General features: G+C 72.9%; 26 protein-coding genes, 1 tRNA gene and 1 pseudogene. 15 read left to right on the plus strand and 13 right to left on the minus strand.

The window, feature by feature from the left end:
* The first annotated feature begins 187 nt into the window (after positions 1-187).
* Positions 188-697, plus strand: coding sequence for a GNAT family N-acetyltransferase (locus D7147_RS16425; RefSeq protein WP_120678513.1), 510 nt, complete (start codon positions 188-190; stop codon positions 695-697).
* An 11-nt stretch (positions 698-708) separates the two neighbouring features.
* Here the strand turns inward: D7147_RS16425 and D7147_RS16430 are convergent, their stop codons facing one another.
* Both D7147_RS16430 and D7147_RS16435 read right to left on the minus strand, forming a co-directional pair.
* A complete protein-coding gene (locus D7147_RS16430; RefSeq protein WP_199734189.1) occupies positions 709-1,614 on the minus strand; it encodes an aminoglycoside phosphotransferase family protein in 906 nt (301 codons plus the stop codon).
* Positions 1,615-1,701: 87 nt separating this feature from the next.
* Positions 1,702-2,211, minus strand: coding sequence for a mycothiol transferase (locus tag D7147_RS16435; RefSeq protein ID WP_120678517.1), 510 nt, complete (start codon positions 2,209-2,211; stop codon positions 1,702-1,704).
* Positions 2,212-2,282: 71 nt separating this feature from the next.
* Between D7147_RS16435 and D7147_RS16440 the strand changes: the two genes are divergently transcribed.
* Positions 2,283-2,993 carry a SanA/YdcF family protein gene (locus D7147_RS16440; RefSeq protein WP_120678519.1) on the plus strand — a complete coding sequence of 237 codons (711 nt, stop codon included), beginning with the start codon at positions 2,283-2,285 and terminating at the stop codon, positions 2,991-2,993.
* A 28-nt stretch (positions 2,994-3,021) separates the two neighbouring features.
* Here the strand turns inward: D7147_RS16440 and D7147_RS16445 are convergent, their stop codons facing one another.
* Positions 3,022-3,435 (minus strand): cupin domain-containing protein, encoded by a 414-nt coding sequence (locus D7147_RS16445; RefSeq protein ID WP_120678521.1) that lies wholly within the window; start codon positions 3,433-3,435, stop codon positions 3,022-3,024.
* Between the two features lie 116 nt (positions 3,436-3,551).
* Between D7147_RS16445 and D7147_RS16450 the strand changes: the two genes are divergently transcribed.
* The 4 genes from D7147_RS16450 to D7147_RS33700 all read left to right on the plus strand — a co-directional run bounded on the left by D7147_RS16450 (position 3,552) and on the right by D7147_RS33700 (position 6,778).
* Positions 3,552-3,815: a hypothetical protein gene (locus D7147_RS16450; protein WP_147434604.1), complete on the plus strand. Its 264-nt coding sequence runs from the start codon at positions 3,552-3,554 to the stop codon at positions 3,813-3,815.
* 215 nt (positions 3,816-4,030) lie between these two features.
* Positions 4,031-4,567, plus strand: a complete 537-nt coding sequence (locus D7147_RS16455; protein ID WP_120678525.1) for an ArsR/SmtB family transcription factor — start codon at positions 4,031-4,033, stop codon at positions 4,565-4,567.
* Complete coding sequence (locus D7147_RS16460; protein ID WP_120678527.1) at positions 4,564-5,856, plus strand: MFS transporter; 1,293 nt, start codon at positions 4,564-4,566, stop codon at positions 5,854-5,856. The genes D7147_RS16455 and D7147_RS16460 overlap by 4 nt, the downstream gene beginning before the upstream one ends.
* Before the next feature lie 49 nt (positions 5,857-5,905).
* A complete protein-coding gene (locus D7147_RS33700) occupies positions 5,906-6,778 on the plus strand; it encodes a GNAT family N-acetyltransferase (protein ID WP_120678934.1) in 873 nt (290 codons plus the stop codon).
* On the opposite strand, the gene D7147_RS16470 is transcribed toward D7147_RS33700, so the two are convergent.
* The 7 genes from D7147_RS16470 to D7147_RS16500 all read right to left on the minus strand — a co-directional run bounded on the left by D7147_RS16470 (position 6,738) and on the right by D7147_RS16500 (position 12,000).
* A tRNA-Val gene (locus D7147_RS16470) sits at positions 6,738-6,809 on the minus strand. The genes D7147_RS33700 and D7147_RS16470 overlap by 41 nt on opposite strands.
* An 80-nt stretch (positions 6,810-6,889) precedes the next feature.
* Positions 6,890-7,354, minus strand: a complete 465-nt coding sequence (locus D7147_RS16475; protein ID WP_120678529.1) for a peroxiredoxin — start codon at positions 7,352-7,354, stop codon at positions 6,890-6,892.
* A gap of 108 nt (positions 7,355-7,462) precedes the next feature.
* Positions 7,463-7,900, minus strand: coding sequence for a DUF3052 domain-containing protein (locus D7147_RS16480; protein WP_120678531.1), 438 nt, complete (start codon positions 7,898-7,900; stop codon positions 7,463-7,465).
* Between the two features lie 110 nt (positions 7,901-8,010).
* Positions 8,011-10,491: a thiamine pyrophosphate-dependent enzyme gene (locus D7147_RS16485; protein WP_407663363.1), complete on the minus strand. Its 2,481-nt coding sequence runs from the start codon at positions 10,489-10,491 to the stop codon at positions 8,011-8,013.
* A gap of 174 nt (positions 10,492-10,665) precedes the next feature.
* Entirely contained in the window at positions 10,666-11,145 is a 480-nt protein-coding gene (locus D7147_RS16490; RefSeq protein WP_120678535.1) for a MarR family winged helix-turn-helix transcriptional regulator, read from the minus strand.
* Positions 11,146-11,197: 52 nt separating this feature from the next.
* The gene (locus D7147_RS16495; protein WP_199716525.1) at positions 11,198-11,602 is read right to left on the minus strand and encodes a secondary thiamine-phosphate synthase enzyme YjbQ; all 405 of its coding nucleotides are present in this window, start codon (positions 11,600-11,602) and stop codon (positions 11,198-11,200) included.
* 26 nt (positions 11,603-11,628) lie between these two features.
* Complete coding sequence (locus tag D7147_RS16500; RefSeq protein WP_199716526.1) at positions 11,629-12,000, minus strand: hypothetical protein; 372 nt, start codon at positions 11,998-12,000, stop codon at positions 11,629-11,631.
* 176 nt (positions 12,001-12,176) lie between these two features.
* Between D7147_RS16500 and aceE the strand changes: the two genes are divergently transcribed.
* On the plus strand, positions 12,177-14,921 hold the full coding sequence (aceE, locus tag D7147_RS16505) for a pyruvate dehydrogenase (acetyl-transferring), homodimeric type (RefSeq protein ID WP_120678539.1): 2,745 nt from the start codon (positions 12,177-12,179) through the stop codon (positions 14,919-14,921).
* A gap of 199 nt (positions 14,922-15,120) precedes the next feature.
* Here aceE and D7147_RS16510 read toward each other — a convergent pair whose 3' ends face one another.
* Positions 15,121-15,567, minus strand: a complete 447-nt coding sequence (locus D7147_RS16510) for an SRPBCC family protein (protein ID WP_120678541.1) — start codon at positions 15,565-15,567, stop codon at positions 15,121-15,123.
* Between the two features lie 187 nt (positions 15,568-15,754).
* Between D7147_RS16510 and D7147_RS16515 the strand changes: the two genes are divergently transcribed.
* The 3 genes from D7147_RS16515 to gltX are packed head-to-tail and all read left to right on the plus strand — an operon-like array spanning position 15,755 to position 19,835.
* Positions 15,755-17,104, plus strand: coding sequence for a GH1 family beta-glucosidase (locus D7147_RS16515; protein ID WP_120678543.1), 1,350 nt, complete (start codon positions 15,755-15,757; stop codon positions 17,102-17,104).
* A complete protein-coding gene (locus D7147_RS16520; protein ID WP_120678545.1) occupies positions 17,101-18,378 on the plus strand; it encodes an MFS transporter in 1,278 nt (425 codons plus the stop codon). Before D7147_RS16515 ends, D7147_RS16520 begins: the two co-directional genes overlap by 4 nt.
* Positions 18,379-18,425: 47 nt before the next feature.
* Positions 18,426-19,835, plus strand: a complete 1,410-nt coding sequence (gltX, locus tag D7147_RS16525; RefSeq protein ID WP_120678547.1) for a glutamate--tRNA ligase — start codon at positions 18,426-18,428, stop codon at positions 19,833-19,835.
* Positions 19,836-20,347: 512 nt separating this feature from the next.
* On the opposite strand, the gene D7147_RS16530 is transcribed toward gltX, so the two are convergent.
* Positions 20,348-20,956, minus strand: coding sequence for a copper resistance CopC family protein (locus tag D7147_RS16530; RefSeq protein ID WP_233563167.1), 609 nt, complete (start codon positions 20,954-20,956; stop codon positions 20,348-20,350).
* Positions 20,957-21,226: 270 nt separating this feature from the next.
* Between D7147_RS16530 and D7147_RS16535 the strand changes: the two genes are divergently transcribed.
* On the plus strand, positions 21,227-21,877 hold the full coding sequence (locus D7147_RS16535; protein ID WP_120678551.1) for a hypothetical protein: 651 nt from the start codon (positions 21,227-21,229) through the stop codon (positions 21,875-21,877).
* 69 nt (positions 21,878-21,946) lie between these two features.
* On the opposite strand, the gene D7147_RS33535 is transcribed toward D7147_RS16535, so the two are convergent.
* Positions 21,947-22,318 (minus strand): hypothetical protein, encoded by a 372-nt coding sequence (locus D7147_RS33535; protein ID WP_120678552.1) that lies wholly within the window; start codon positions 22,316-22,318, stop codon positions 21,947-21,949.
* A gap of 210 nt (positions 22,319-22,528) precedes the next feature.
* Between D7147_RS33535 and D7147_RS16545 the strand changes: the two genes are divergently transcribed.
* From D7147_RS16545 to D7147_RS16560, 4 genes and pseudogenes are all read left to right on the plus strand, one after another.
* Positions 22,529-23,725, plus strand: a complete 1,197-nt coding sequence (locus D7147_RS16545; protein ID WP_120678555.1) for a sensor histidine kinase — start codon at positions 22,529-22,531, stop codon at positions 23,723-23,725.
* Complete coding sequence (locus tag D7147_RS16550) at positions 23,722-24,492, plus strand: response regulator transcription factor (RefSeq protein WP_325050660.1); 771 nt, start codon at positions 23,722-23,724, stop codon at positions 24,490-24,492. The genes D7147_RS16545 and D7147_RS16550 overlap by 4 nt, the downstream gene beginning before the upstream one ends.
* 77 nt (positions 24,493-24,569) lie before the next feature.
* Positions 24,570-25,847 (plus strand): PucR family transcriptional regulator, encoded by a 1,278-nt coding sequence (locus D7147_RS16555; protein WP_120678558.1) that lies wholly within the window; start codon positions 24,570-24,572, stop codon positions 25,845-25,847.
* Between the two features lie 78 nt (positions 25,848-25,925).
* Positions 25,926-26,843, plus strand: a pseudogene (locus tag D7147_RS16560) (ACP S-malonyltransferase); the annotation flags it as partial.
* Between the last annotated feature and the right edge of the window lie 17 nt (positions 26,844-26,860).

Consider the following 26,860-nt stretch of genomic DNA (forward strand, 5'->3'; position numbering starts at 1 on the left):
AGTCCTCGGTCGAGCCGAGGCGGAGTCCAGGCGGCGGTCCGGCAAGGCGGGGATTCGTTCGGATACCGGTGTTGTATCCGGACGAAGCGCCGACGCCGCCGGTCGTCGTCTGGGCCCGCCGCAGGCCGGCCAGGGACTTCGACACACGCCCTGGGCGACGTACCCTCGCCCGGTGGGAGGAGGCACGATGAGCACCAGCACCACCGGGATCGCCATCGCCGCGATGGACGACCGGCACGCCGACGCCGTGCTCGCCATCTACCGGCTCGGCATCGCCACCGGCGACGCCACCTTCGAGACCGAGCCACCCGCCTGGGACCACTTCACCGCCACCCGGCTACCCGGGCACCGGTGGGTCGCCGTCGACCCGACCGGCCGGGTCCTCGGCTGGGTGGCCTGCTCGCCCGTCTCCGAGCGGTGCGTCTACGCCGGCGTCGTCGAGCACTCCGTCTACGTACACCCCGACGCCCACGGTCGAGGCGTCGGCCGTGCCCTGCTGGAAGCGCTGATCGCCTCCACCGAGCGGGCCGGGATCTGGACCATCCAGTCCGGGGTCTTTCCGGAGAACACCGCCAGCCTCGCGCTCCACGCGGCCTGCGGCTTCCGCACCGTCGGCATCCGCCGACGCATCGGCCGCCAGCACGGCGTCTGGCGCGACGTGACGCTCATCGAGCGCCGCAGTCCCGTCGTCGGCTGATCGCGGGCCGGTCAGCGATCCCGCGCGTCGTCGAGGATCCCGGTCAGCCGGGCCCGGCACTCGCGTACGAACGCCGGGTAGCTGTCCCAGTAGTAGGAGACGCCGCTGACCGCCACGGCGACGGCCCAGGCCCGGGCACGCAGCCAGGTCACCTCGTCGAGGCGGGTGCTCTCCCAGTAGGCCGCTCTCGCCCCGGCGGGGAGGTCCCACACGGTGGCGTGCTCGGCATCGGGGTGGCCGACCGAGAGACCGCCGAAGTCGATGATCGCGTGGAGCCGGCCCTCGTGCGCCAGGAGGTTGGCGGGCCGCAGGTCCCCGTGCAACCACTCCGGCCGGCCGGTCGGCTCGGGCAGGCGCAGCGCGTCCCGCCACATTCGTTCCAGCGCCGCGACGTCGAGGTCGAGGCCGCTGATGCCCCGGCAGTCCGCGAAGCTCCGGGTGACCCAGCCGTCGCACGGCTCCAGCGCGCCGCCGCGGTACCAGCTGAGATCACCCTCGCGGGTCGCGCCCATCAGGTCGGTGGCGTGCAGGCTCCGGACGGCCGCCGCCAGGTCCCGACCGAAGGTCGCCCAGTCGGTGACGCGCCCCGGCCCGAGGACCTCGCCGTCGATCCAGCGGTACACGGCCCAGGCGACCGGAAAGGCGGCGGCCGGCTCGCCGGCGTGGACCGGCTCCGGGACCCGGCAGGGAAGGTGCGGCGCCAGCCGGGGAAGCCAGGTCCGCTCCTTGCGCAGCGCGTTCGCCTTCTCCGGGGTACGCGGCAGCCGTACGAGCAGCTCGTCACCGAGCCGGTACATGGTGTTGTCGGTTCCCGCCCCGGCGAACACGACGGGCAGGTCGGCCCACTCCGGCCGCTGCTCCTTCAGCAGTGACCGGACGACGTCCTCGTCGACCCGGATCTCGTTCTCGTGCAACATCACCCGACAGCTTCCCGCCCGGGCGCGGGCGGTGCCAGTGGTTATCCGGCCCCGGGTGGACGAGTCGGCACGTCCGGGCGTCGCCGACTACTCGCCGACCGGGCCGCCCGCCAACTCCGTCACGATGTCCAGGTGCCCGAGATGGCGGGCGTACTCCTGCAGGAGGTGGAAGAGCACCCGCTCCAACGGTGGTGGCTCGGCGCCCGCCCAACGTTCGCTCGGCGCTCCGCGTACGTCGAGTCCGGTGCCCGTCACGACCGCGCGGGTGTGCGCGCCCTGGGCACGCAGCGCGGCCAGCAACTGCTCGCGGCTCTCCTCCGGCGCGACGTACCACCGGTCCGCACGCCGGTCGCCCCACGGGTCGCCGACGTCGCGCCCCTGGAAACCCCATTCGATCCAGCGCAGCTCCACGTAGCGCAGATGCTTCGCCAGTTCCAGCGGCGTCCAACCGGAGGGCAGCGTGCTGCGGCGCACCTCCGCCTCCGGCAGCGCGGAGAGCTTCGCCACCACGCTCTCCCGGAAGTAGTCGAGGTAGCGCAGGAACACCTCGGCACGTCCGGCGGCCGGCACGGTGGGTTCGGGGAACTCCACGGTCACCCGGCCATTATCGGTTGATCACGGCCGACCCGCCCGTCGGCGGTGCGGCGCGACAGGAATAATTCCGCGGCATGCGGGGGCGGATCGGCGCGGCCGGACGGTGGTACGGGAAACGTCGGCTGCTCGTCCGCTGGGCGCTCGCCGTGCTGGTCGTCGGCGCGGTGCTGGTGGGCGGCGCAACGGCGGCGAGCGTGGCGTGGATCCGCGGCGGCGCGGAGGGTCACCTCTACGACGAGTCCGGGGTGCCGGACGCGCCGGTCGCCCTGGTGCTGGGCACCAAGGTGGACGCGAACGGCAGCCCGTCACCGTTCCTCGCCGCCCGGCTGGATCTCGCCCGGCGGCTCTTCGAGGCGGGGAAGGTACGGGCGGTGCTGGTCTCCGGCGACAACATGAACGCCGACTACAACGAGCCCGGCGCGATGCGGCGCTGGCTCGTCGACCGGGGCGTGCCGGCCCGGAAGGTGGTGCTGGACCGGGCCGGTTTCGACACGTACGACTCGTGCGCGCGAGCGAAGCGGATCTTCGGGGTGGAGCGCGCCACGGTGGTGACCCAGTCGTTCCATCTGCCCCGAGCCGTGGCGTTGTGCCGGCGCCTCGGCATCGACGCCAACGGCGTGGGCGACGAGACCGCCAGAGGGCAGCACGCCGGGCGCTGGCGCGTCAGCTCCACCCGCGAGTACGGCGCGTGCGTGAAGGCGGCGCTGGACCTGCTCTCCGGCCGGGACCCGGACCGCCTCGGCCCGCGTGATCCGGGCGTCGACGACGCGCTGCGCGACGACTGACGGCCTTCGGCGCCGGGATCGGGCCCGGTCAGGCGGCCTCGCCGACCTCGTACGGGTGGACGTCGTCCGGGTCGTACGGCTCGGCGGCCAACTCGACGGCCTGGGCGGGCCCGTCGGCGTAGTAGACGTGGGCGCAGCGGGGCAGGACGGTGACGAGGTCGCCGGCCTCCAGGGTCGCCTGGCCGCGCTCGCCGGACTCCAGGTCCTCGTATACGGCCCGGAGCCGCCCGCTGATCACGTAGAGGATCTCGATCTTGCGCTCGTGGTAGTGGTTCCCGCGTGGCCTCCCGGTCTCGGGCAGGAACTCCAGATAGGCGAGGTACCGGTAGGTCCCGCCGTTGACGATCCGGGCGAACTCGCCCGCCGGCGACTGGAGCCGCCCGCCCTCGTCGGGGAGGGGCGGCGCGGTCACCGTGAGCCGCCGAACCTGCACCTTGTCCACACGATCATGCTAGGCGCCGGCGGTGCACGGACCGTGAACGCCCGGGGTGGCGTCGTGCGCTTCCACGGAAGAGGGACTGGGCGTGTGCCGGTCGGCAGAGCGGGAAGGCCGTTCGGATGACCGACCCATCGGAGCGGGCCCGACGCGCACTTCGCCGCATCCACGAGGCTGCCGTGCGGCACCGGGACCTCGAGCTGCACCGGGCGGCCGAGGAGATCGCCCGGTCGGCCCAGGCGAGGGAGCTCGATCCGGGGCCCGTCGAGTCGTACCGCCCCTGCCCGGTCTGCGGCGCCGAGCCGGGACAGCTCTGCATCAACATCCCCGGCCGCCCCGTGGCACCGGGAGAGATGCACCCGGAGCGGACGAAGGAGGGGCCGTAGGGAGTCTGGGCTCCATCCCAGTCCCCGTCCCGCACAGCCGCGGCTGTGTGACCCTGTTCACTGCAGGAGACGTTATGCGGCGGTGTCTGCCGTTTTGGCATCCCTCTTTTATGGCGTGACTCCCACCCGGAATCAGCCTTTCCACCTGGTTCAACCCGAAAAGACCGCGGGGAACCCCCTTGCGCAATGGTCAAGAAACGTTGACCATTGCTCGCATGCCTGCCGATGAGCTTCCCGAGACGTTTCACGTCACCACGCACGAGCAGCTACGTGCCGTCTCCAACCTCACCCGTCACCGGATCATGGCCGTGCTCCGCTTCGAGCCCGCAACGATCACCCAGATCGCCGAGCGGGTGGGCCTCGCGAAGGGGAGTTCCAGCTATCACGTGCGGCTGCTGGAGCGGGCCGGCCTGGTGAAGGTGGTACGGACGCGGAAGGTGCGCGGTGTCACCGAGCGGTACTACGCGATGGCCGCGCGGTCGATCGTGCTGCCGGATCCGGGGGAGGGCGGGCCGGATGTGCTGATGCGCCATGCGGTGGCGGACCTGGAGGCGTCGCCGGTGGAGGGGCGGCACGTACGGATGGCGCATCTGCGGCTCACCGAGGAGCAGTTCGCCGAGCTGGGAGCGCGGCTGCAGGCACTGGCGGACGAGTACCGGGAGCTGTCGGATCCGTCGCTGCCGGACGCCTCACTCGTCTTCGCACTCTTCCACCCGGCGCGGGGCCAGCAGGCCGAAGGGGAGGCCAAATGACCTCAGACGCGAGGAAGCTGCCAACCGGGTTCGGGCGGCTGTGGACCGCACAGACGGTGTCCTCGCTCGGCGACGGGGTGATGCACGCTGCCCTGCCGCTGCTCGCGTTGACGGTGACGCGGGATCCGATGGCGCTCGCCGTCGTCGCGGCCGCCGGGACGCTGCCCTGGCTGCTCTTCGGCGTGCTCGGCGGCGCGCTGGTGGACCGCTGGGACCGCCGACGCACGATGTGGATCGCGGACACCGCGCGTGCGGCGCTGCTCGCGATACCGGCGACCGCCGCCGCGCTCGACGTGCTGAGCGTTCCGCTGCTCGCGGCCGTCGCCTTCCTGCTCGGCCTCGGCGGGCTCTTCTTCGACACGGCCGCCACCGCGTATCTGCCGGATCTGCTCCGCCGCGATCCCGCACTCCTGGAGCGCGCCAACTCCCGCCTGCGCGGCGCCCAGACCGCGATGTCCGGCTTCGCGGGGCCGCCTGCGGGCAGTGCGCTGCTCGCGCTCGGGCGGGCGGTTCCGCTGCTCGCCGACGCGCTGTCGTTCGCGCTCTCCGCCCTGCTCGTACGGTCGCTGCCCGCCATGCCCCGGCCCGTGCCGGAGGTCCGAGAGTCGCTGCTTCGGCAGGCCCGCGCCGGTGCCTCGTACGTCTTCCGGGACCGGTTGCTGCTCGGGCTCGCGCTGCGCCCGGCGGTCGGGAACGTCGCCTTCCTCGCCGTGGAGACCGTCCTCGCCCTCTTCGCGCACGACCGCCTCGGCATCGACACCTACGGCTTCGGCCTGCTCCTCACGGCGGAGGCCACCGGCGGTCTGCTCGGGGCGGGCATCGCCACCTTCCTCGGCCGGCGACTCGGTACCGGCACCGCACTGACCTGCACGGCCGCAGTTGAGGGCTTTGCCATCCTGGGGCTTGCCGCCGCCCCGAATCCGTACGTGGCCGGGCTCGCGCTCGCCGTCTGCGGAGCGGGCATGGGCGCCACGATGGTGCTCGCACCCTCCCTGCGGCAGGCGATTGTCCCGGCCCACCTGATGGGTCGGGTCGCCTCCACCTCCCGGATGCTCGCCATGTGCGCCGCCCCGTTCGGCGCCTTCCTCGGCGGCTGGCTGGCCACCACCTACGACGTGCGCACCCCGCTCTACGCCGCCGCCGGCCTCCTCCTCGCCATGACCGCCGTCACGGCGACCATGACCAGCAACCGCCGGGTCGAGGCGGCGCTACGTGATTCTTCCGACCGTCAGCGCTCGGCAGAGAACAGCCGCCCCGCCCGGGTGGCCGACGCGGCCGTCTCTGCCTGATCGGCACCACCCGCCAGCTCCGAAGTCACGACTGCCGGAAAGGCATCAGATGCTCTACTCGACCGCACGCGTCGTCACCGACCGCCCCCACCGCTACATCAAGCAACTGGTCTCACACATGGGGCGCAAGGTGCCCACCGAACTCGACGAGGATCGCGGGTCCATCACGTTCAGCCTCGGCAGCTGCCTGCTCGTGGCCTCGACCGCCCACTTCGACATGATCGTCAAAGCCGGCACGGCGGACGCGATCGCGGCGGTGGAGGACACCATCACCCGCCACCTGCTGCGATTCGCGACCAGGGACACGCTCACCGTCGACTGGCTGCCCCTGGTGCGGCCGGCCACAACGGAGGACGACGCCGGTCTCCTCGCCCTCGACCGCGCGGCCTGGACCACCGGGTCCGGACTCCCCTCCACCCGGACCGACGAGCGAACGGCCTACTTCGACGAACGACGCAAGCCCGAAACCCACCTCGTCGCCACTCTCGGCGGCCAGATCGTCGGCACCGTGAGCACCCACCGAACGACCCCATTCCCGGAAGGCGCGCACGTCTACGGGCTGTGGAACCTGCTGGTAGCCGAGCAAGCCCGCCGCATGAGCATCGCCTCAGCCCTGCTCACCGCCGCCGAACGCCTCGCCGCCTCACAGGGCGCGAGGAAAGTCGGACTACGCGTCCTGGCGACCAACACCGGTGCCATACGGCTCTACGAACAGCACGGTTACGCCGTCGAAGGCCGATACGTCGACGAGTTTCTGATCGACGGCGCCTACGTCGATGACCTCAGCCTGGGCAGGCGCCTGACGCCGCCTCGCGAGGGACTGTCTGAGCGAAGAGGCAACAACCCTGGGTTCGGGCGGGTTCTGCCTGGTCGTCAAGGGGTGGGCGCGGCAGGTTTCGAACCTGCGACCCCTCGCTTGTAAGGCGAGTGCTCTCCCACTGAGCTACGCGCCCGGAACGCCCGTACGGCGGGCCGGTGGCTGGCAAGCTTACCTGCTCGCCGCCGGCCCGGTCGCACGGCGTGGCCGGATCGCTCAGCCGGCGACCTCGGCCAGCGCCTTGCGCCAGTTCTGCTGGTCGCGCGACTCCCCCGGCATCGTCATCTCGGCGTACCGGACGACCCCGGTTCCGTCGATCACGAAGGTGCCCCGGTTGGCGACGCCGGTGACCTCGTTGAAGACTCCGTACGCCTGGGCGACCGCGCCGTGCGGCCAGAAGTCGGCGAGCATCGGGAAGTGGTAGCCCTCGCGGTCCGCCCACACCTTGTGGCTGTAGACCGAGTCGACGCTGACGGTGAGCACCTGGACGTCGTCGTTGGCGTACTCGTCGAGGTTGTCGCGGATCTCCGCCAGCTCGCCCTGGCAGATGCCGGTGAAGGCGAGCGGGTAGAAGACCAGCAGCACCGTGCGCCGACCGCGGAAGTCGGAGAGCCGTACCTCCTGGTTGTTCTGGTCCTTCAGCACGAAGTCCGGCGCCTCGGCGCCGACGGCTGTCGGCATGCGTGAACTCCTCGCGTCGGGACGGCACGAGCCACACCCGGCGGCGGTTCCGCCGGGCGACCGGGTGGCCGTTCGTCGTCCCCGGGGAGGCGACGGGCGGCTGGTGGGCTACTTCTTGCTCTTGGCCCCCCGGCGCAGGACGAGACGCGCGGCGCTCCAGTCCCGGCCGGCGTTGACCGTCGAGGTCTGCTGGAGGCCGGCGGTGGGGGCGGACTCGGCGATCTCGCTCGGCTCGACGTGTCCGTCGCGCCCCGCCTTCGGCGTGAGCAGCCACACGACCCCGTTGTCGGCCAGCGGGCCGAGGGCGTCGACGAGCAGTTCGAAGAGATCACCGTCGCCGTCGCGGTACCAGACGAGCACCGCGTCGACCACCTCGTCGGTGTCCTCGTCGACGAGATCTCCAGAGCGGTCAGTCAGGGCCTCACGGAGGTCGTGGTCGACGTCGTCGTCGTACCCCATCTCCATGACGACCATCCCCGGCTCGATTCCGAACCGGTCCGCCAGGCTGCGTACCCCGTCGGCGGCCTGACCAGCGGTCGCGCTCACTGTCGCGTGCCTCCTCATCTCGTCCCTGCGCGACGCCGGTTCGGCGCCGTCAGGCAAAGTCCACACAGTTGTGCCTCCCCGCGCAAGTGGCGCACCGGGTGGAACGGAATTTACCGTGCCAGGAGAGTGCGGGCACCCTGGGTAATGGCTTCTTCAGAGACCAGAACCTGACGCGCGGCCGGACCTAATGGTACAAACGAGTCAACTCCGGCTACTCGCCGCGCCGCACCGACATATCCGGCATCGACCAGTGCGGCGAGCACGCCCTCGCCGACCCCTCCGGAGCGGCGCGTCTCGTCCACCACCAGCACCCGCCCGGTCGCCGAGGCCTCCCGCATGATGTCCGCCACCGGCAGCGGGGCGAGCCAGCGCAGGTCCACCACCCGGGTGCCGACCCCCTCGTCGGCGAGCGCCGCCGCCGCCCGCAGCGACAGGCGAACGCCGTTACCGAACGTGATGATCGTCAGATCCTCGGCGGACCCCACTCCGTACACCCGGGCCCGCCCGATCGGCACGTGCCCGCTCGCCCAGGCGCCCGGCTCCGCGTAGCCGGCGAGCCACTCGCCGTCGCCCTCGGTGTAGAGGTCCCGGGTGTGGTAGAGCGCGATCGGCTCCAGGAAGACGCAGACGCTGCCGTCCACCGCCGCGCTGGCCAGGCAGGTACGCAGCATGGGCGCGGCGTCGTCCGGCCGCGCCGGCACCGCGATCACCAGACCGGGAACGTCCCGGAGTACGGCCACCGAGTTGTCGTTGTGGAAGTGCCCGCCGAAGCCCTCCTGGTACGCCAGGCCGGCCACCCGCACCACCATCGGATTGCGGTACGCCCCCTGGGAGAAGAACTGCATGGTGGCCGCCTCGCCGCGCAGCTGATCCTCGGCGTTGTGCAGGTACGCCAGGTACTGGATCTCGGGCACCGGCAGCATTCCGGCCAGCCCGGCGCCCAACCCGAGCCCGAGCACCGACGTCTCGTCGAGCAGGGTGTCGAAGACCCGGGCCGGCCCGAAGCGGTCGCGCAGCCCCTTCGTCACCCCGTACACGCCGCCCTTCGCGGCCACGTCCTCGCCGAAGACCGCCATCTCCTCGTGGTCGAGCATTCCGTCGCTGAGCGCCGCGTTGATGCTCTGCGCCAGCGTCAACGGCCCGGCCAGCTCCGGCAGCCGGCCGCCGAACGTCGCGTCGCGGGCCGCCGCGCCCGGGCCCGCGGCCCGCGCGGCGGCCTCGGCCACCGCCCTGGCCAGCCGCGCCGGCCGCCGGGGGGCCAGCGGCGCGACCACGTCGGCCGCGCCCGTCAGCTTCGGCTCGCCGATCACCTCCTCGGCGACGCGGCGGACCAGCCAGCCGATCTCGTCGTACCGGGCCAGCAGCTCCTCGCCACCGGCCACCCCCGCCTCGACCAGCAGCCGTGCCGTGGCCGCCACCGGATCCCGGTCGAGGTCCCCGGCGAGCTCCGCCGGGCTGCGGTACGCCGTCTCGGCGTCCGCGCCCGCGTGCCCCATCAGCCGGACCGTACGCAGGTGCAGGACCGCCGGGCGCCGGTGCCGGCGCACCCAGGCGGCCGCCTCTTCCGCCGCCGTGTACGCCCGCACCGGGTCGCTGCCGTCGGCGGCGAAGTAGCGGATGCCCGGCTTGGACCGCAGGGCCGCCTCCACCCAGCCCTGCGGCGTCCGAACGCTGATGCCGAGGCCGTTGTCCTCGCAGACGAAGAGCACCGGGATGCGCAGGCCGGTGTGGTCGTACCAGCCCGCCGTGTTGAACGCGGCGGTGGCGCTGGCATGGTTGATCGAGGCGTCGCCGAACGAGCAGACGACGATCGAGTCGGACGGCCAGGTCGGGCTCTCGCTCGCCTCGTCGCCGGCGTCCACCCCGCCGGCCCGTCGGGTCTCCCGCCGGCGCAGCCGCTCGACGGCGAGCCCCATGCCGACGGCCCGGGGCAGGTGCGAGGCGATGGTGGAGGTGGTCGGCACGACCGCGAGGTCGGGGTGGCCGAAGACCTTGTGCCGGCCGCCGGCGATCGGTTCCCGGGCCGAGGCGACGACACCGCGCAGCACGTCCCCGGCCGCCTCCGCGTACGCCCAGGGGCGCTCCGGCCGCGCCGCAGCGCCCACGGCGTCCTGAGGGCCCTCGGCGGCCTCCCGCCCACCGTCGGCCCCGGTCGGGGCCTCGTCCGCCCCGTGGGCGGCCCGCGCCGAGTCCTCGGGCGCGGCGGCGCCCGCGTCGGGCTGCTCGTCGGACGACTCGCCGGCAGCGTCGAAGAGTCCCACTCCCACGTCGGAGGCGTCCGCGGCCGCCTCGCGCCCCAGATCGGACGGCGAGTGGGCGGCCGAATCGGCCGGATGCGCCACGGCCGCCTCAGCGGCCGGGCCGGCCGCGCCCTGGGCCGCGCGGACGCAGTAGAACGCGCCGGAGCGGTAGTGCAGCAGGGCCGGATCGGTCGGCTGCAGCACGGCGGCGACCAGGGCGTTTGCCTCGTGGCCGGCCGAGCCGATGGTGTAGAAGCCCTCGCCGAAGCTGCGCAGCCAGCGACCGGCCAGATCCAGCTGCCGGCTGGTGACCTGTGCGTCGAAGATGTCGAGGGCCTGCGCGCCGGTCAGCGTCGCGCCGTCGGTGACCGGTTCGGCCGGGTCACGTCGGCGCGCGGTCGGGCCCAGCGCGGCCAGGGTCTCCCGGAACCGGTCGTCGAGATCTTGCGGGGTGGTCACGTCCGACAGCATTACCGACGCACGCCCGTCGCGCCCAGTCGGACACACACCACCCGGGCCGGGACGCTACGTCCCGCAGCCCTGCGGGCGGCCGCCGTCGGAGACCTTGTGCACCAGGTCGCGCAGGGCGGCGAGTTCGCCGGTGGTGAGCCCGTCGAGCAGTCGGGAGTCCGACATCACCTCGTGTACGCGCTGCCGCATCAGCCGGCCGGCGTCGGTGACCACCAGCGTCTTCTGCCGGCGGTCGGCGGGGTCGACCCGGCGCTGCACCAGGCCGGCCTGCTCCAGCTTGTCGACGAGAGCTGTCACGTTGGACCGGTCGCACTGCAGCTGCTCGGCGAGGTCGCGGGCCGGCAACGGCCGGTCCGGGTCCAGTTCGTAGAGCGCGCGGGCGACCGCCGGGGTCAGACCGAGCGAGCCGATCTCGGTGTCCTGCTGCTGCCGGATGGCGAAGGCGACGTGCATGATCCTGCGCACCGTCTCGGCCGCCAGCCCGGAGCGGCCACCCGGATCGGGGCGGGCCGCGGGAACGGCGGGCAACGTCATGGCGTCGAGTCTACGGAGCCGCGGCGTAGTCGATCATCGGCGTCAGAAGCAGTCAGGCGGGGAGGAAGGAGAAGCGGACCTGGCGGGTGGGGTTGTCGCCGTTGGTGTCGACCAGGCAGATCGACTGCCAGGTGCCGAGCGCGAGTCGCCCGCCGAGCACCGGCACCGAGGCGTACGGCGGAACGAGGGCGGGCAGCACGTGGTCCCGACCGTGGCCGCGCGACCCGTGCCGGTGCCGCCAGCGGTCGTCGGTCGGCAGCAGCTCGTCCAACGCGGTGAGCAGGTCGTCGTCGGAGCCGGACCCGGTCTCGATCAGCGCCAGCCCGGCCGTGGCGTGCGGCACGAAGACGTGCAGCAGGCCGTCGCCCTCGCCCGAGACGAAGTTCTGCGCCTCGGCGGTGATGTCCCGGACGGCGGGCCGGGAACCGGTCTGGACGGTGATCACTTCGCTGCGCATACGTCGCATTCTGCCGGAGCCGGGGGTCAGGAGCCGCCGCCACCGCCGGAGTCGCCGCCCCCGCCGCCACCGCCGGAGTCCCCGCCGCCGGACCAGCCGCCGCCCCACCGGTGGTGGGTCGAGTCCCACCACGAGTACGAGTCGGGCGGGCCCTGGTGCGGGATGACGGTGTCGGCGTGCCGCCGACGCGGCGCCGGAATCCCGGAGCGCCGTCGGGGCGCCGGGGCCCGCAGCCCGCCCACGAGCAGGACCGCGCCGAGAACCACGCCCAGCCCGGCGACGAGCGCCACCGGCAGCGCGGCGGAGTCACGGACCAGCAGCACAGGCACCACCGGGAGCGCCAGGAGCACGCCCGCCGTCAGGAGAAGCGCGCCCGAGACCGTTCGCCGCCCATTCATGTCGGCATGCTATTGAGAACGGACAAGCGGGCCGGGAGAGGTGGCGAAACCCCCAAAGTTACCGACGGGTACGTGTGTTCAGCGTCGCGTCCGAGGCACCTAGACGTGACGGCGGGTGCCAGCAGAGGGCAGGATGGCGCTAGAGACCTATCCCACACACAACCGAGGGACCGCCTGTGGCTACGGAACGCAAGCGCCCGGTGATCACTGCCGGCCTGCCGAGCCAGCTCCCGGACATCGACCCGGACGAAACCAGCGAATGGGTCGAGTCGCTCGACGGGGTCATCGACGAGCGCGGAACCAAGCGCGCTCGCTACGTGATGCTGCGCCTGCTCGAGCGCGCTCGGGAGCGCCAGGTCGGGGTTCCGTCCCTGACCACCACGGACTACATCAACACCATCGCCCCCGAGCGGGAGCCGTGGTTCCCGGGTGACGAGCACATCGAACGGCGGATCCGGGCCTACATCCGGTGGAACGCGGCGATGCTCGTGCACCGGGCGCAGCGTCCCGAGATCGGTGTCGGTGGACACATCTCCACCTTCGCCAGCTCGGCGTCGCTCTACGAGGTGGGCTTCAACCACTTCTTCCGTGGCAAGAACCACCCGGGCGGTGGCGACCAGATCTTCTACCAGGGTCACGCCTCCCCCGGCATGTACGCCCGGGCGTTCCTCGAGGGGCGGCTGAGCGAGAACCAGCTGGACGGGTTCCGGCAGGAGCTGTCGCACCCGGGTGGCGCGCTGCCGTCGTACCCGCACCCGCGGCTGATGTCGGACTTCTGGGAGTTCCCCACCGTCTCGATGGGTCTCGGCGGCCTGAACGCGATCTACCAGGCGCGGTTCAACCGCTACCTGCACCACCGGGGCATCAAGGACACCTCCGACCAGCGCGTCTGGGCCTACCTCGGCGACGGCGAGATGGACGAGCCGGAGACGCTCGGCGCGATCGGTGTGGCCGCCCGCGAGGAGCTGGACAACCTCACCTTCGTGATCAACTGCAACCTGCAGCGGCTGGACGGCCCGGTCCGGGGCAACGGCAAGGTCATGCAGGAGCTGGAGGCGTTCTTCCGGGGCGCAGGGTGGAACGTCATCAAGGTCGTCTGGGGCCGCGAGTGGGACCCGCTGCTCGCCGCGGACACCGACGGCGCGCTGGTGAACCTGATGAACACCACCCCGGACGGCGACTACCAGACCTACAAGGCGGAGTCCGGCGCGTACATCCGGGAGCACTTCTTCGGGCGCGACCCGCGCACCCGCAAGATGGTCGAGCACCTCAGCGACGACGAGATCTGGAACCTCAAGCGGGGTGGCCACGACTACCGCAAGCTCTACGCGGCCTACAAGGCGGCGACGGAGCACACCGGCCAGCCGACCGTGATCCTCGCCAAGACGATCAAGGGCTGGACGCTCGGCTCGCACTTCGAGGCCCGCAACGCGACCCACCAGATGAAGAAGCTGACGCTGGAGGATCTGAAGACCTTCCGCGACCGCCTCTACCTGGACATCCCGGACTCGGCGCTGGAGGAGAACCCCTACCTGCCGCCGTACTTCCACCCGGGCGAGAAGTCCGACGAGATCGCGTACCTGCACGAGCGGCGTCAGCAGCTCGGTGGCTACCTGCCGTCGCGCCGGACCGACTCGAAGCGGCTGGTCATCCCCGGGCCGGAGCGCTTCGCCGACGTCAAGCGGGGGTCGGGCAAGCAGAAGGTGGCCACCACGATGGCCTTCGTCCGCCTGCTCAAGGACATGATGAAGGACAAGGAGTTCGGCAAGCGCTGGGTGCCGATCATCCCGGACGAGGCCCGCACCTTCGGCATGGACTCGCTCTTCCCGACGGCGAAGATCTACTCGCCGCACGGGCAGCGTTACACCTCCGTGGACCGGGAGCTCTTCCTGTCCTACAAGGAGGCGACCGTCGGGCAGATCCTGCACGAGGGCATCAACGAGGCCGGCTCGGTCGCGTCGTTCACCGCCGCCGGCTCGGCGTACGCCACGCACGACGAGCCGATGATCCCGATGTACATGTTCTACTCGATGTTCGGGTTCCAGCGCACCGCGGACGGGCTCTGGGCGGCCGCCGACCAGATGGCGCGGGGCTTCCTGCTCGGCGCCACCGCCGGTCGGACCACGCTCAACGGTGAGGGTCTTCAGCACGAGGACGGCCACTCGCTCCTGATCGCCGCCACCAACCCGGCGGTGGTCGCGTACGACCCGGCGTTCGCGTTCGAGATCGCGCACATCGTCGAGAACGGTCTGCACCGGATGTACGGCGAGGCGCAGGAGAACGTCTTCTACTACCTCACCGTCTACAACGAGCCGATCTTCCAGCCGGCCGAGCCGGAGGGCGTGGACGTCGAGGGCATCGTCAAGGGCGTGTACCGCTACGCGGCCGCGCCGAAGCTGGACGGCGCAGCGCCGAAGGCGAACATCCTGGCCTCCGGCACCGGCATGCAGTGGGCGCTCAAGGCGCAGCAGCTGCTGGCCCAGGACTGGGGGGTGGCCGCCGACGTGTGGTCGGTGACCTCCTGGACCGAGCTGCGCCGCGACGCGGTGGAGTGCGAGGAGTACAACCTCCTCAACCCGGGTGCCGAGCAGCGGGTGCCGTACGTGGCCCGGAAGCTGGCCGACGCGGACGGGCCGAAGGTCGCGGTCAGCGACTTCATGCGCGCCGTGCCGGACCTGATCGCCCGCTGGGTACCGGGTGACTACACCTCGCTGGGCACCGACGGGTTCGGCATGTCGGACACCCGGCACGCCCTGCGCCGGCACTTCCACGTCGACGCCGAGTCGGTGGCGGTCGCCACGCTGCGGCAGCTCGCGATGCGCGGCACGGTTCCGGCGAACGTGCCGAGCGAGGCGGCGAAGAAGTACGCGATCGACGACGTGAGCGCGGCCCCGGTCGGCGAGACCGGCGGCGACAGCTGACCGCACCCGTCCGCACGAAGGGCCCGCGCAGATCGCGCGGGCCCTTCGTCGTTCCCGGGCCGGTTCCCGGTGTACGGGTGCTGCCGCCCCGCAGGGCCGAGGTGGCTTCTGCGCGGGCGGAGGAGCAAGCGATGGCCCGGTGCCCCTGGCGGGGACGCCGGGCCACCACCATCGCGGGTGACGCCGGGGGCGGGCCCGGTCAGCCGACGGCGGCCAGGTCGGTCAGCCGGGCCAACGACTCCTCCAGATCGGCGCCGACCCGACGCAGACCGAGCCGGAGCAGGGCGGCCTTGACCGGACCGGCCGGCCACCGTACGACGATCAGCCGCACGACGGTGCCGCCCTCCTCCTCGTCGGGAGTGAGCTGTACGTAGATCTCGGTGCGCGCCTCCGCTCGGGCGCCGGCACCCTTGGCGCGCTCGCGCCACCCGATCAGGGTCGGCTCCTGAAAGGCGATCACCTCGGCTTCGTGTGCCGAGCCGCGCCCGGCCTGGACCCGTTGCCGCCGCCCGAAGCCCTCACCCGAGAGAACTTCGGCCGCGCGAACCCCCGCCAGCCAGGCCGGCAACTGCTCGGCCCGCTGTACGACGTCCCAGACCGCTTCCACCGGCGCAACCACATGCGCACTACGTTCCACGAGGATCATTTCCGTCTTCCTCCAGTGAGGACATCCGCGATATTCGGCACTCTATGCGCAAATTTGGACGTACTGGGACGGGTTCGGAAAAAGACACGCCGAAAAGCATTGCGCGGACAGTCATGACGGCCTATAGCGCAATCCCGACTCGCGTCCTAGAGTCCCGAACACGTTTCACGTTGATCGGGAGGACGCCATGCCGACCGCACCGCTGCCGCAGTTTCCCGCCGGCTTCCGCTGGGGCGTCTCGACCTCGGCGTACCAGATCGAGGGCGCGGTCGGCGCCGACGGCCGCGGACCGTCCATCTGGGACACCTTCGCCCACTCCCCCGGGCGGATCGCCGACGGCAGCAGCGGCGACGTCGCCTGCGACCACTACCAGCGCCACCGCGAGGACGTCGCGCTCCTGGCCGGGCTCGGCGTCACCGCCTACCGCTTCTCCGTCGCCTGGGGGCGAATCCAACCCGGCGGCACCGGGCCGGCCCACCCCCGCGGACTCGACTTCTACGACCGGCTGGTCGACGACCTGCTCGCCCACGACATCGATCCGGTGGCCACCCTGTACCACTGGGACCTGCCCCAGCCGCTGGAGGATGCCGGCGGCTGGCTGGCCCGCGACACCGCGGCCCGCTTCGCCGCGTACGCCGACCTCGTCGCCGCCCGCCTCGGCGACCGGGTCAAGCTCTGGATCACCCTGAACGAACCGTTCGTCCAGATGAGCCTCGGCTACGGCACCGGCGCGCACGCGCCCGGACGGACGCTGCTCTTCGACGCCTTCCCGGTCGCCCACCACCAGCTGCTCGGGCACGGGCTGGCAGTCGCCGCGCTACGGGCCCGCAGCGGCAGCCCGGTCGCGATCGCCAACAACTACTCGCCGGTGCGGGCGCTCGGCGGAACCGACGCGGATCGGAGCGCCGCCGCCGCGTACGAGGCGCTGCACAACCGGCTCTTCACCGACCCGCTGCTCGGCCGGGGCTACCCGGAGGGAACGGTCGGCGACCCGTCCGTGGTGCGCGACGAGGACCTCGCCGTCATCGCCGCCCCGATCGACGTGCTCGGCGTCAACTACTACAACCCGACCGGGGTACGCGCCCCGCAGGAGGGTTCGCCGCTGCCGTTCGAGCTGGCGCCGCTGGACGGATACCCGAGGACGGCGTTCGACTGGCCGGTCGCCCCGGACGGGCTGCACGAGCTGCTCGGCTGGCTGCACCGCACGTACGGCGACGCGCTTCCGCCCGTCGAGATCACCGAGAGCGGCTGCGCGTACGACGACGTGCCCGACGCCGACGGACGCGTGCACGACCCGGAGCGCGTCGCGTACCTGGACGGACACCTGCGCGCCGTACGGGCCGCGCTCGACGACGGGGTCGACGTACGCGGGTACTTCGTCTGGTCGCTGCTGGACAACTGGGAGTGGGCGGAGGGCTTCACCAAACGCTTCGGCCTGGTGCACGTCGACTACGCCACCCAGGCGCGTACGCCGAAGTCCTCGTACGCCTGGCTGCGGGACGCGATCGCGGCCGCGCGCCGGAAGCCGGCCCGGTGACCACCGTCGACCCGGCATCCGCCGCGCTGCCGGCGGCGCTGGCCGAGCCGACGACGCCGGTGCGGCGGGGTTGGATCGCGCTGGTCTTCGCGGCCAACCTCGGGGTCTGGATGGCCTTCTTCACCCCGATCCAGGTGCTGCTGCCCCAGCAGGTCGAGCGGATCTCGCCGGACGGCAAGGAGGAGATGCTGGCCCTGGTCACCGGGTTGGGCGCCGTCGCCGCGGTGCTCGCCAACCCGCTGGCCGGCGCCCTCTCCGACCGGACCTGCCTGCGCCTGGGCGGGCGCGAGTTCGGCCGACGGCACGTCTGGACGGCCGGCGGGGCCGTGCTCGGGGCGCTCGCCCTGCTGCTGCTCGCCCAGCAGCGCACCGTGTTGGGCGTGACGCTCGGCTGGGTCGCCGCGCAGGTCTGCTTCAACGCGATGCTGGCCAGCCTCACCGCGGCCGTTCCGGACCGGGTGCCGGTGGCGCAGCGCGGCGGCGTCTCCGGCTGGGTGGGCATCCCGCAGGCGCTCGGGCTGGTGGTCGGCGCGGTGCTGGTCACCGCCGTGGTCACCGACAACGCCGCCGGGTACGCCGCGATCGCACTCGCGATGCTGGTGCTGGCGTTGCCGTTCGCGCTGTTCACCGCCGACGATCCGCTGCCCCGTACGCACCGGCCGGCGCTGCGGTGGCGCGCCCTGTTCGCCTCGATGTGGGTCAGCCCGCGCCGGCACCCGGACTTCGCCTGGGCGTGGTTCACCCGGTTCCTCGTCCAGACCGGCAACGCCCTGGGCACCCTCTACCTGCTGTACTTCCTGACCGACGGGGTGCGGGTGGCGGACCCGGAGGGGTCGCTGCTGGTGCTCATCCTGCTCTACACGCTGGGCATGATGCTCACCGCGGTCGTCGCCGGCCGGCTCTCCGACCGCTCGGGACGGCGCAAGGTCTTCGTGATCGTCTCCGGGTTGATCATGACGGTGGCGGCGCTGCTGCTCGCCGTCGCCCCGGTCTGGCCGATGGCTGTCGTCGCCGCCCTGCTGCTCGGCGCCGGCTACGGCGTCTACCTCTCGGTCGACGCGGCGCTCATCACCCAGGTGCTCCCCCGCGCCACGGACCGCGCCAAGGACCTCGGGGTGATCAACATTGCGAACTCGGCCCCGCAGGTGCTCGGCCCGGCGCTCTCCGCGCCGCTCGTCGTGCACCTGGGCGGCTACCCGACGCTCTACGCCGTCACCGCCGCGATCACCCTGCTCGGCAGCGCCCTGGTGGTGAAGATCCGCTCGGTGCCCTGAGCGGACCCCTGGCCGAATACGCTCGCGCAGCGCCGTAGGCTTGGGGCGTGACGGTACGTGTACGCTTCGCCCCCTCCCCGACCGGTATGTTCCACGTCGGCGGCGCCCGCTCGGCCCTGCAGAACTGGATCTACGCCAAGCAGCAGGGCGGGGTGTTCGTGCTCCGCATCGAGGACACCGACGCGGCCCGCAACAAGCCCGAGTGGACCGAGGGCATCCTCTCCGCGCTGGAGTGGATCGGCATCGAACGCACCAGCTACGAGGGCCCGCACTTCCAGTCGGAGAACGCCCACGAGCACCGGGCCGCCGCGCAGCGGCTCTACGAGTCGGGCCGGGCGTACTACTGCGACTGCACCCGGGAGGACGTCCAGGCGCGCACCGGCTCGCAGCACTCCGGCTACGACGGCTACCACCGGGACCGGGGCCTCGGCCCGGGCGAGGGGCGGGCGCTGCGCTTCCGCACGCCCGACGAGGGGGAGACCGTGGTGGTCGACCTGATCCGGGGCGAGCCGACCTTCGAGAACAAGCTGATCGAGGATTTCGTCATCGCCCGCGGCGACGGCTCGCCGGTCTTCCTGCTGGCGAACGTCGTGGACGACATGATCATGGGGATCACGCACGTGATCCGCGCCGAGGAGCACCTGCCGAACACGCCGAAGCAGCAGCTGCTCTGGGCCGCGCTGGGGGCCGAGCCGCCGATCTGGGCGCACGTGCCGGTCGTGGTCAACGAGAAGCGGCAGAAGCTCTCCAAGCGACGGGACAAGGTCGCTCTGGAGGCGTACCGCGACGAGGGCTACCTCGCCGACGCGATGCGGAACTACCTGATGCTGCTCGGCTGGGCGCCCTCCGGCGACCGGGAGATCGTCCCGTGGTCCGTGATCGAGGAGGAGTTCCGCCTCGAGAGCGTCAACCCGTCGCCCGCGTTCTTCGACGAGAAGAAGCTGCGCGCGTTCAACGGCGAGTACATTCGGGCGCTCCCAGCGGACGGGTTCGTCGCGGCCTGCCAGCCCTGGCTGACCGGCACCAGCACGATCGCGCCGCCGCCCTGGCAGCCGGACGAGTTCGACCCGGCCGTCTTCGCCGCGGTCGCTCCGCTGGCGCAGACCCGCATCGCGGTGCTCAGCGAGATCGTGCCGAACGTCGACTTCCTGTTCCTGGCGACCCCCACGATCGACGAGGCCGCCTGGGCCAAGGCGATGAAGGAGGGCTCGGCGGAGCTGCTCGACGCCGCGATCTCGGCGTTCGAGGCGCTGCCCTCGTGGGAGGCCGAGGCGATCAAGGCCGCCCTGGAGGCGGTCGGCGCCGAGCGCGGGCTCAAGCTCGGCAAGGCGCAGGCGCCGGTACGGGTCGCGGTCACCGGCCGGACCGTGGGCCTGCCGCTCTTCGAGTCGCTGGAGGTGCTCGGTCGGGACCGCGCCCTCACCCGGCTGCGTGCCGCCCGGGTCCGCCTGGTCTGATCACGCCTCGCCCCCTGCGGGGAGCAGCCGCTGACGCTTACGGTGATCACTGGCTGTCACAACGACCCGACCAGCGACCACCGCACCTCCGCGCCCTTGCTCTGCACCCACATACGCGCCAGGCACGCTCCGCGTCCGGCGCGTATGTGGGTGCAGAGCAAAGGCGGCTGAGGGGTGGGCAGAGCGCCCTGAAGGCGTGGCGCGATCCCGCAGGTCAGCGAGGTGACGCCCGAGTGGGCCACCTGATCGGGCAACGGGAGGCCCCCGCGGCCGGTTATCGACCGTGACGCACGAGCAGTCACTGCGTAAGTCACGGACGGTAACGCCGAGGCGTCGGCGCACCGCCCGAAAGTCGCGGGGCGCCCGGCAGGGCAGCCCGCGCACCGCCCGAAAGTCGCGGGGCGCCCGGCAGGGCAGCCCGCGCACCGCCCGACAGCCCCGGGTGCCCGGCAGGTATCCCGGGCACCCCCGACAGCCGCGGGTGCCCGGCGATCAGGCAGCGGTCGGGCGCGCTATCGGCGGCCGCGGGCGGACCGTCGGCGGAACAGCATTCCACCCGCCAGAACGGCGAGCAGCACCAGCGCGCCGAGCGCCCAGAGCCAGCCGCTGACGTCGTCCCGCTCGTCCGCGGTGCGTACCACGGCCGAGCTCGGGCTGGCTCCGTCCGGCCCCGCCGTCAGGGCCGGTCCGGACGGGGCGGCCGTGGGCGAGGCGCCCGGCGGGCCGGCGGTCGCCGACGCGGTGGCGGACGGCTCGGCCGGGGAGGCCGACGGGTCGGCCGGCGTGCCGGTGGTGAGGGTGAAGCGCACCTCGCCGTTGATCGGGTGCCCGTCGCCGGACGCCACCCGGTAGCCGACGATGTAGAGCCCCGCCCGTCCCGGCTTGAACGGCACGCTCACGCGGCTGCCGGCGAAGCGCGGAGCGCCGCCCGCGGCGACCACATTGTCCGGACCGGTGACTGTGATCTTCGTCGTAGCCGGGTCCAGTCGGGACAGGAAACGCAGCTCGATCCGGGCCGGCGCGGTCGCTATCCGGGCGCCGTCACGCGGATCGCTGCCGGTCAACGAGTTGTGCGCGGCGGCCGGAGCCGCCGGCAGTGCCAGCGACACACCGAGCGCCACGCCGGATACGGCTAGCACGAGGCGTGTCAGCCGTGCGACCCTGCCCCCCATGGAGACCTCCGTAAAGGTACGATCCGCCCGCTGATCAACGGCCTGTTCGTTGGTCGAGCCCGGATCGCAAATAGTTCCAATTACTGTTCCACGAGCTGCAACCAATCGACATCTCACGGAGTCTTGAAGGGTGGCGTCCGGTCATCGGACCGGGTCGCCACCGCCGATGAGGTCTCCGGCGCAGCAGAGCCAGCCATCGAACGGGGCGAGGAGGCGGCTATGGTCCGACAGGTGAGGCGACTCGTCGCCGTGCTGGCCGGCGCGCTCACAGCCGCCCTGTCGGTCGGCTTCGCCGGCCCGGCGCACGCCGCCCCGAAGCCGCCGCCACCGCCCGGAGTGGACATCGCCGGAGCAGGCCTCTCGGCGCCGTTGCAGCTGCGCGCGAACGCCCAGCCGGCGCACGTCACCGCGGTGATCGAGCAGGTCAACTTCCTGGGCCGCACCGGCGCGGCCACCGGCCCGAAGCCGGCCGACCTCGGTCCGAAGTACACCGTCGTCGTGCTCGTCGGGGACACCCCGAAGCAGACGTACGACCTGTACCCGAAGGCCGTCGGCGGGCCACGCATCTACCGCCCGGCCAAGCAGCCCGACTCCCGCAAGACCAAGGCCGGCTGGTTCCTCGGCCGGCTCTCCATGTCCGAGACGCTGCGCAACGCGGGCGTCCCGCTGGAGCGCGAGTACGACACGGTCAGCGGCGGCGTGGGCGGCGGAGAGCGGGTCATCCCGGAGGACGCGCTCAACCCCGCGCGGGACATCGACCAGGCGCTCGGCGACCTTCAGCGCCTGCTGCTGCTGAACGTCGCGGTGGTGCTGGTCATCACCTCCGGCCTCGCCGGGATCGCGCTGCTGATCCGCCGCCGCACCCGCTGACCGTCACCGCCCCGCCGACCGCCCTGACCGGGGGCGGCGGGAGCGGCGGTCGTCGAAGATCACGGCAGGTCAGCACCAGCGGCGCGGCGGGCGCTCATGACGGGTGCCGCGCAGCGGTGGGCGGACCGCGCCGTGCCGGTGCGCGCCGGCCCAACCAGGCAGGTCGCTCCGGCACCCCGAGCGGGGCGACACCGGCTCCGGTTCGACGGGCGGGGCCGGCTCGGCGGCCCGCTGCCGTGGCACGGCGGGCTCCTCCTCGGGCCGCTCGGCGCCCCGCCCCGGCGCCGGTTCGGTCAGCCCCGACCGCCCCGCGGCCGGCTCCGCCGGGAAAGAGGGCGAGCCACCGCCCAGGCGACGGTGCTTCGCGGCCGCCTGCTGATCGTGGCCCGGCCGGCACGGCTCCCCCTGGGCGCAGCCGTGATCGGCCTCCCCCTGCGCCATCCCGGTCTCCTCACACTCGCGATCGCACCTCGGCGGTAGCGCCGAGGTGCCCTGCCACCGTACTGGCCGCTCCCGACGGCTCTGCGGGGCGTACCAGGATCTCCCGCCGCGCGGAGTGCCCTCGCGTACCACCTTCGGCGGAGTCGGACGGGCCCGGGACTCCTCCCGTGGACGGAGGGTGACCGGCTGTCGATGTGGTGAGATCGGGCCATGCGACTGCCCCCGTGGCTCGGCTCCGGCACCCGGGGCCGGGACCTCGCGCTGGCCGGAACGTCGCTCGTCGGCGGGCTGCTCCTGTTCGCCCTGGGCATCCAACGGCAGCTCTCCTGGGATCCGGGCCTACCCGATGCGCTGTTCCTGCCGCCCCTGGTCGCGGCCTGCGTCGCGGTCGGCCTGCGCCGCGTCGCCACCGGCGCCAGCCTCGCCGTCGGCACCGTCGCGGTCGTGGCCGACCTGCTGCTCGGCGCCTCCCTGGGCACGGTGCTCGTCTACACCCAGGTCCTCTACGACTCGTGCGTGTACGGCTCGCCGCGCACCTGGCGGTGGCTGCTGCGCGTCACCGTCGCACTGAGTGTGCTGAGCATGGCGCTCGGCGTACTGCTGGTCGGCAACTGGCGTGGTGTGGGGTTCGGTACGCCGTTCGTACTCGCCGGAGTGATGCCCGTGCTCACCGGGATCAGCGTGCGGCAGTACCGCGATCAGGCGGCGGCCGAGCGGGCCCGGGCCGAGCAGACCGCCCGCCTCGTCGAACTGGACCGGCGGCAGGCGGTCGCCGCGGAGCGCGCCCGGATGGCCCGTGAGCTGCACGACGTGATCGCCAACCATCTGAGCGCGGTGGCCATCCACGCCACGGCCGCGCTCTCCGTGCCGGGGCTCGACCGGGGCCAGGTCGACTCGGCGCTGCGGGTGATCCGGGAGAACAGCGTGCAGGGGCTGACCGAGATGCGGCAGATGATCGGCGTGCTGCGGGCACCGGCGGAGCCGGCCGCCGTGGACGGCGGTGACCCCGACGCGGCGGTCCCGGCCCGGCTCGGCGAGTTGGACCGGCTGGTGGAGCGTGCCCGGGCCGCGGGGCTCGCCGTCCGGGTCAGCACGACGGGGAATCTGGACGGTCTGCCGGTCGGCGTCGACCTCGCGGCGTACCGGATCGTGCAGGAGTCGCTGACCAACGCCCTCAAGCACGGCAGCGGTGAAGCCGATCTGGAGATCACGTACCGGTCGGCCGAGGTGCTGGTCACTGTCGAGAATCCGGTCCGCGTCGGTCGGGGCGGGCTGCCCGGGGCGGGCGCCGGCCTGATCGGCATGCGGGAGCGGGCGGTGCTGCTGGACGGCCGGTTCGTCGCCGGCCCGACGGACGGCCGCTGGCGGGTCCAGGCCGCCCTGCCGGCCGCCCGCCAGCCGTCGTGACCGTCCGCGGCGCCCACCCGGCGCCTTCCGACGAACCCCCCGCCGCCCTGCGGATGGACCCCGTCGGGGAGCCGGCGGGCGACGGCACCGGCCCGCCGACGGGGGCGACCGGCCCGACCGCGCGGGTGGTGCTCGCCGACGACCAGCCGGCGGTCCGGGCGGGGCTGCGGCTGATCCTGGCCGCCGCGCCGGACATCGACGTCGTCGGCGAGGCCGGCGACGGCGACGAGGCGGTACGGCTCTGCCACGAGCTGCGCCCGGACGTCGCGGTGCTCGACATCCGCATGCCGCGGCGGGACGGGGTCGCGGCGACCCGGGAGATCGTCGGCGAGGGGCTCGCCGACGTGCTGGTGCTCACCACCTTCGACCTCGACGAGTACGTCTTCGGCGCGCTGCGCGCCGGGGCCGCCGGCTTCCTGCTCAAGGACACCGACGCGGCCGGCCTGCTGGCGGCGGTGCGGGCGGTGGCCCGGGGCGAGGGGGTGATCGCGCCGGCGGTGACCCGGCGGCTGATCCGGGCCTTCGCGTCCACCGCCCCGGCCGCGAGCCGGGCCGTGGTGGACGGGCTCACCCGGCGGGAGCGCGACGTCCTGGCCTGCCTGGGCCTCGGCCTGTCCAACCAGCAGATCGCCGACCGGCTGGTGATGGCGGAGAGCACCGCCAAGACCCACGTGAGTCGGATCCTGGCCAAGCTGGAGCTGCGCAGCCGGGTGCAGGCGGCCATCCTGGCCCAGGAGCTGGGGCTGACCGCGCCGCCCTCCGGCTGACCGCCGGCCGTCGCCGCACCGGGCCGCCCCACCCGGCGGCGCCCGCAGCCCACCGCCGGGACGGCGCTGGTCAGCGCATGTGTCAGGCTGGTGTGGTGGGGAACGAGCCGGGCGACGGAGACTTGACCGCCACGCTGCGACGCATCGAGCGGGCGGCGGGCGCTCTCGCCACGGCGAGCGTCGCCCGGATGGACGAGACGCTGCCCTGGTTCCGCGCCCTCCCGGCCGACCAGCGCTCCTGGGTCATGCTGGTCGCTCAGGCGGGCGTCCGCTCGTTGGTGCAGTGGCTCGGCTCCGGCGGCGGCAGCGCCGACAGCACGCAGGAGGTCTCCGACGAGGTCTTCGCGGCCGCCCCGCAGGCGCTGGCCCGCTCGATCACCCTCCAGCAGACGGTGGCACTGATCAAGGTGACCATCGACGTCGTCGAGGAGCAGGTGCCCCACCTCGCCGCGGAGGGCGAGCAGCAGCAGCTCCACGACGCGGTGCTGCGCTTCTCCCGGGAGATCGCCTTCGCCGCCGCCCGGGTGTACGCCCGCGCCGCCGAGTCGCGCGGCGCGTGGGACGCCCGGTTGCAGGCGCTGCTGGTGGACGCGCTGCTGCGGGGGGACTCACCGGACGTGCTGGCCAGTCGCGCGGCCGCGCTGGGCTGGGCGGACGCGCCGCCGGTCGCGGTGGCGGTCGGGCGCTCCCCGGGCGGAGAGGTCTCGGCCGTGCTGCACACCGTGTACCGACAGGCCCGTCGGATCGGCGCCGAGGTGATCGGCGGGGTGCACGGGGACCGGCTGGTCGTCGTGCTCGGCGGCGCCGACGATCCGTTGACGGCCACCGGGAAGCTGCTCAGCGCGTTCGGCGAGGGGCCGGTGGTGGTCGGCCCGGCGGTGCCGAGCCTCGACGCGGCGACCGAGTCGGCCCGGGCCGCCCTGGCCGGCTTCCGGGCGGCGCCGGCCTGGCCGGGCGCTCCCCGGCCGGTGGCCGCCACCGATCTGCTGCCGGAGCGGGCTCTCGCGGGGGACGCGGAGGCCCGCCGGCGACTGCGGCACGACGTGTACGGGGTGCTGATCCGCGCCGGCGGCGAGCTGTTGGAGACGTTGGACGCCTTCTTCGCCGCCGGCGGCACGTTGGAGAGCGCCGCCCGGGCGCTCTTCGTGCACCCGAACACGGTGCGGTACCGGCTGCGCCGGATCGCCGAGGTGACCGGCTTGTCGCCGCTCACCCCGCGGGACGCGTTCGGGCTCCAGGTGGCGCTGACGGTCGGCCGGCTCGACCCGGTGGCCCCGCCAGTCCCGACTCAGACAATGGGCCCAGGCGTCGGCAAAACGTCACAGACAGGTGATGATCACCGCCGATCTTTGTAGGATCCCACCAAAGGTTCTAGTGTGGTTTGGTCGAGGGCGGCACAGCGCTACCCGCGCGTATCCGGAAGAGTCGTAGTCGTGCTGGCCGTACTTTCCCCCGGGCAGGGTTCCCAGAAGCCCGGCTTCCTGACCCCCTGGTTGGATCTGCCCGGCGCTGAGGCGCGACTGCGCTGGTGGTCGGCGCTCGCCGGGGTCGATCTGGTGCACCTCGGCACGGCGGCCGACGCCGACGAGATCAAGGACACCGCCCGCACCCAGCCGCTGCTGGTGGCGGCCGCGCTGCTCGCCGCCGAGCAGCTGCCGATGAACGACGTGCAGGTCACCGCCGGACACAGCGTCGGTGAGCTGGGCGCAGCCACCCTCGCCGGCGTGCTCTCCGCCGAGACCGCGATCACGCTGGCCGGCGTACGTGGCCGGGAGATGGCCGCCGCCTGCGCGCTGGAGCCGACCGGGATGGCCGCCGTGCTCGGCGGGGACCCCGACGAGGTGATCGCCGCGATCGAGGCGCACCGGCTCTACCCGGCCAACCGCAACGGCACCGGGCAGATCGTCGCCGCCGGCGCGCTGGAGAACCTCGACAAGCTCGCCGCGGAGCCACCGGCGAAGGCCCGGATCATCCGCCTCCAGGTGGCCGGCGCGTTCCACACCCCGTACATGGCACCGGCGGAGAACGCGCTCGCCGCGATCGCCGGCGGGATCACGCCGGCCGACCCGGCCCGGGTCCTGCTCTCCAACTTCGACGGCACCGCCGTCGAGCACGGCGGGGAGCTGGTGCAGCGCCTGGTCCGCCAGGTCACCGCGCCGGTCCGCTGGGATCTCTGCATGCGTACGCTGGCCGACCTCGGTGTCACCGGCGTGATCGAACTGCCGCCGGCCGGAACGCTGGCCGGGCTGATCAAGCGGGAGTTCAAGGGCGGCAACGTCCCGGAGATCGTCACCCTGAACACCCCGGACGACCTGCCCGCCGCGCGCGACCTGATCGCGCGGGTCGGCGGGAGTCGGTGAGCGCGAGG

The sequence above is a fragment of the Micromonospora musae genome (assembly GCF_003626545.1).
In the GTDB taxonomy this organism is placed as follows: domain Bacteria; phylum Actinomycetota; class Actinomycetes; order Mycobacteriales; family Micromonosporaceae; genus Micromonospora; species Micromonospora musae.

Excerpts from the sequence above, each read along its gene's own strand:
- D7147_RS16425 (WP_120678513.1), top strand. The coding sequence starts at position 188 with ATGAGCACCAGCACCACCGGGATCGCCATCGCCGCGATGGACGACCGG.
- D7147_RS16430 (WP_199734189.1), bottom strand. The coding sequence starts at position 1,614 with ATGTTGCACGAGAACGAGATCCGGGTCGACGAGGACGTCGTCCGGTCA.
- D7147_RS16440 (WP_120678519.1), top strand. The coding sequence starts at position 2,283 with ATGCGGGGGCGGATCGGCGCGGCCGGACGGTGGTACGGGAAACGTCGG.
- D7147_RS16450 (WP_147434604.1), top strand. The coding sequence starts at position 3,552 with ATGACCGACCCATCGGAGCGGGCCCGACGCGCACTTCGCCGCATCCAC.
- D7147_RS16455 (WP_120678525.1), top strand. The coding sequence starts at position 4,031 with ATGCCTGCCGATGAGCTTCCCGAGACGTTTCACGTCACCACGCACGAG.
- D7147_RS16460 (WP_120678527.1), top strand. The coding sequence starts at position 4,564 with ATGACCTCAGACGCGAGGAAGCTGCCAACCGGGTTCGGGCGGCTGTGG.
- D7147_RS33700 (WP_120678934.1), top strand. The coding sequence starts at position 5,906 with ATGCTCTACTCGACCGCACGCGTCGTCACCGACCGCCCCCACCGCTAC.
- D7147_RS16475 (WP_120678529.1), bottom strand. The coding sequence starts at position 7,354 with ATGCCGACAGCCGTCGGCGCCGAGGCGCCGGACTTCGTGCTGAAGGAC.
- D7147_RS16490 (WP_120678535.1), bottom strand. The coding sequence starts at position 11,145 with ATGACGTTGCCCGCCGTTCCCGCGGCCCGCCCCGATCCGGGTGGCCGC.
- D7147_RS16495 (WP_199716525.1), bottom strand. The coding sequence starts at position 11,602 with ATGCGCAGCGAAGTGATCACCGTCCAGACCGGTTCCCGGCCCGCCGTC.
- D7147_RS16500 (WP_199716526.1), bottom strand. The coding sequence starts at position 12,000 with ATGAATGGGCGGCGAACGGTCTCGGGCGCGCTTCTCCTGACGGCGGGC.
- D7147_RS16510 (WP_120678541.1), bottom strand. The coding sequence starts at position 15,567 with ATGATCCTCGTGGAACGTAGTGCGCATGTGGTTGCGCCGGTGGAAGCG.
- D7147_RS16515 (WP_120678543.1), top strand. The coding sequence starts at position 15,755 with ATGCCGACCGCACCGCTGCCGCAGTTTCCCGCCGGCTTCCGCTGGGGC.
- D7147_RS16535 (WP_120678551.1), top strand. The coding sequence starts at position 21,227 with ATGGTCCGACAGGTGAGGCGACTCGTCGCCGTGCTGGCCGGCGCGCTC.
- D7147_RS33535 (WP_120678552.1), bottom strand. The coding sequence starts at position 22,318 with ATGGCGCAGGGGGAGGCCGATCACGGCTGCGCCCAGGGGGAGCCGTGC.
- D7147_RS16545 (WP_120678555.1), top strand. The coding sequence starts at position 22,529 with ATGCGACTGCCCCCGTGGCTCGGCTCCGGCACCCGGGGCCGGGACCTC.
- D7147_RS16555 (WP_120678558.1), top strand. The coding sequence starts at position 24,570 with ATGTGTCAGGCTGGTGTGGTGGGGAACGAGCCGGGCGACGGAGACTTG.